The sequence below is a fragment of the Microbacterium umsixpiens genome, from assembly GCF_053543675.1.
The window spans coordinates 9,204-12,616 of the sequence record NZ_JBLVOH010000108.1 but is presented as its reverse complement, the minus strand read 5'-3'; the positions used below and the strand labels follow the sequence as shown (position 1 = coordinate 12,616).

The window sequence follows — 3,413 nt, the reverse complement described above, 5'->3', positions numbered from 1 at the left end:
CCTGCCGGGATTACTCCTGGCCCGCGACGATGAAGCTGACGGCGTCGCCGACGGTCTTCAGGTTCTTGACCTCGTCGTCGGGGATGGTGACGCCGAACTTCTCCTCGGCGTTGACGACGATCGTCATCATCGAGATGGAGTCGATGTCGAGGTCATCGGTGAACGACTTCTCAAGGGCGACCTCGGAGGCGTTGATGCCGGTCTCGTCGGTGATGAGCTCTGCGAGGCCTGCGAGGACCTCATCGTTGGTGAAAGCCATGTGGTCTTCCTCTTTCTTACGGGTTGTATTCGGAACCGTGGAACAGTCTAGAGAAGGTCAGCGCATTCTCAGGGAAGGACGACGACCTGTGCGGCGAACACGAGTCCGGCGCCGAAGCCGATCTGCAGGGCGAGACCGCCCGAGAGCTCGGGGTGCTCGGCCATCAGACGGTGGCTCGCCAGGGGGATCGACGCCGCCGAGGTGTTGCCCGTGGTCTCGATGTCGCGGGCGATCACCGTGGTCTCCGGCAGCTTCAGCTGCTTCGCGAACTCATCGATGATGCGCATGTTCGCCTGGTGCGGGATGAATGCGGCGATGTCGGCGGGCTCGACGCCGGCCCGGTCGAGCGCCTCGCGCGCGACCTTGGCCATCTCCCACACGGCCCAGCGGAAGACCGTCTGGCCCTCCTGGCGCAGGGTCGGCCACGGCACCACGCCGTCGCGGAAGTCGGTCAGCGTGCCGTTCATGCCCACGGCGTCGGCCTTCGAGCCGTCGGAGCCCCAGACAGCGGGGGCGATGCCCGGCGTGTCGCTCGGGCCGATCAGTGCGGCACCCGCCCCGTCGCCGAGGAGGAACGAGATGCTGCGGTCGGTCGGGTCGACGACATCGGACAGCTTCTCGGTGCCGATGACCAGTGCGTAGCGGGCTGCTCCGGCCTTGATCAGGGCGTCGGCCTGGGCGATCGCGTAGGCGTATCCGGCGCAGGCCGCGTTGATGTCGTAGGCGGCGGCCGGATTCGCACCGACGCGGTCGGCGACGATGGCCGAGACCGAGGGGGTCTGCTTCGGGTTGCTGATGGTCGCGACGATCACCAGGTCGACCTGATCGGCCGGCACGCCCGACTTCTCGATGGCCTCGGCTGCGGCCGTGGTGGCGAGGTCGATGGCGTCGGTGCCCTTGTCGGCACGGGCACGAGTGATGATGCCGGTGCGCTGGCGGATCCACTCGTCGCTGGAGTCGATCGGCCCGATCAGGTCTTCGTTCGGCACGGCGTTCTCACCGCGGGCGGCACCGTACGAGTAGATGCGGGTGTAGGCGGGGCCGGTGACCTGGGCGAGGGTGACGCTCATGCGGCTTCTCCGTTCAGCAGCGCGACGGCTGCATCGAGGTCTTCGGGGGTCTTCACAGCAACGGTCGGCACGCCACGGAGGCCGCGCTTGGCGAGTCCGACCAGGGCACCAGCGGGAGCGAGTTCGATCACACCGGTGACGCCGGCGTCGGAGAACGACTGCATGCACAGGTCCCAGCGCACGGGGGAGGAGACCTGGTCGACGAGGTAGCTGAGCGCCTGAGCGCCGTCAGCGACGGCAGAGCCGTCACGATTGGTCCACAGCGTGATGTCGGGGTTCGCGGGCGTGACATCGGCGACCGCATCGCGGAGGGCCGAGACGGCCGAGGCCATGTAGCGGGTGTGGAACGCGCCGGCGACCTGGAGGGGGATCACGCGCGTGCCTTTGAGGGGCTCCTCGGCGAGAGCTGCGAGGGCAGGAAGCGCGCCGGCGACCACGATCTGTCCACCGCCGTTGTAGTTCGCGGGGGCGAGGTCGAGTTCGGCGAGTCGTGCGAGGAGGGCTTCCTCATCGCCACCGAGAACCGCGCTCATGCCGGTCTGCTCCTGCGCTGCGGCATCGGCCATCGCGCGACCGCGGATGCCGACGAGGCGCATGCCGGTCTCGGCGTCGATCACATCGCTGCCGACGAGCGCGGCGATCTCACCCACCGAGTGTCCGGCGATGCCGTCGGCGCGGCGTCCCGCCTTCTGGACGAGTGCGTCACCGGCGATCAGGGACGTTGCGACGATGAGCGGCTGCGCGATGCGCGTGTCACGGATGGTATCGGCATCCGACACCGTGCCGTGTTCGCGGAGATCGACCTCTGCGGCATCCGAGTACGCGGCGAGGCGCTCGGGCACTCCGTCGAGCTCGAGCCAAGGAGCGAGGAAACCGGGGGTCTGCGAGCCCTGACCTGGGCATACGACGACAATCACCCACCCAGTCTGCCAACGATTGCGGCAGAGCGGTGGATGATCCATCACAAGATTGCGAGAAACCCTTGTGTGTGGCGCACAGATCGGCCGGGTATCAGCGCTGCTGTCGCCGAAGCGGGGCTCGTCGCCGCACCTGCTCCGCCGTTCCGATGGAGCCGAGGATCAGCGCGGTCTGCAGGATGAGCGCCTCGCGGGGACCGGTGGCATCCCACCCGATGACCTCGCTCACGCGCTTGAGCCGGTAGCGCACGGTGTTCGGGTGCACGAAGAGCTCGCGGGCCGTCGCCTCAAGGGAGCGCCCGTTGTCGAGGTAGCTCCAGAGGGTGGTGACCAGGTCGGTGGAGTGCGCCTGCAGAGGACGGAAGATGCGTTCGATCAGCGTCTGCTTCGCGAGCGGGTCTCCGGCAAGGGCCCGTTCGGGGAGCAGGTCGTCGGCCTCCACCGGGCGGGGTGCGCTGCGCCAGGCCCGGGCGACCGCGAACCCGGCGAGGGCGGCGCGGGCGCTCTGGCTCGCGTCGACGAGTGCCGCGACGGCAGGGCCGAGGACGACGTAGCCCGGTCCGAAAGACGGCTCGAGTCGGGTCGCGATCTCCTGGAACCCCAGCTCCTCTTCGTCGCCTTCCGCTCCTTCGGCGCGCGCACGCCCGAGGACGAGGACGAGACGAGAGCCCTGAACGCCGATGAGCACGTCGACGGCGAGCTTCCTGGCCGTTCGGCGGACGAGGTCCACGTCGAACTGTGGAGGGGTGGTGCCGACCAGGACGGCGACCTCGCCGTGGCCGTGCCAGCCGAGTGCCGCGATCCGGCTCGGGAGCTCTTCGTCGGCTTCTCCGGTGAGGATGGAGTCGACGACGAGCGCCTCGAGACGCGCGTCCCAGAGGCCTCGAGCCTCTGCGGCTCTGGCGTACACGTCGGCTGCCGCGAAGGCGACATCGCGGGAGTACAGCAGGATCGCCTCGCGGAGATCGTTCCCCCTGCCGGCGACGCGTTCCTCGGTGACCTCGACGGTCACCCGGATGAGCTGCAGTGTCTGCTGGAGGCTGACGCTGCGCAGCAGCTCACGCGGTGCCGCGGCGAAGATGTCTGCCGCGATCCACGGCGTGGAGTTGGGGTCTTCGTACCACTGGATGAACGACGTGATTCCCGCCTGGGCCCCCCCCCCCCCCC

Annotated in this window: 3 protein-coding genes and 1 pseudogene; all 4 read right to left on the bottom strand. The window is 68.8% G+C overall.

Annotated elements, in window-relative coordinates; translation table 11 throughout:
- Positions 1-10: 10 nt before the first annotated feature.
- Positions 11-259, bottom strand: coding sequence for an acyl carrier protein (locus ACNPM4_RS10925; protein WP_017830435.1), 249 nt, complete (start codon positions 257-259; stop codon positions 11-13).
- Positions 260-327: 68 nt separating this feature from the next.
- On the bottom strand, positions 328-1,329 hold the full coding sequence (locus tag ACNPM4_RS10920; protein ID WP_262001037.1) for a beta-ketoacyl-ACP synthase III: 1,002 nt from the start codon (positions 1,327-1,329) through the stop codon (positions 328-330).
- Positions 1,326-2,246: an ACP S-malonyltransferase gene (locus tag ACNPM4_RS10915; protein ID WP_448985705.1), complete on the bottom strand. Its 921-nt coding sequence runs from the start codon at positions 2,244-2,246 to the stop codon at positions 1,326-1,328. The genes ACNPM4_RS10920 and ACNPM4_RS10915 overlap by 4 nt, the downstream gene beginning before the upstream one ends.
- Before the next feature lie 94 nt (positions 2,247-2,340).
- Positions 2,341-3,413: pseudogene (locus ACNPM4_RS10910) on the bottom strand (PucR family transcriptional regulator); the annotation flags it as partial.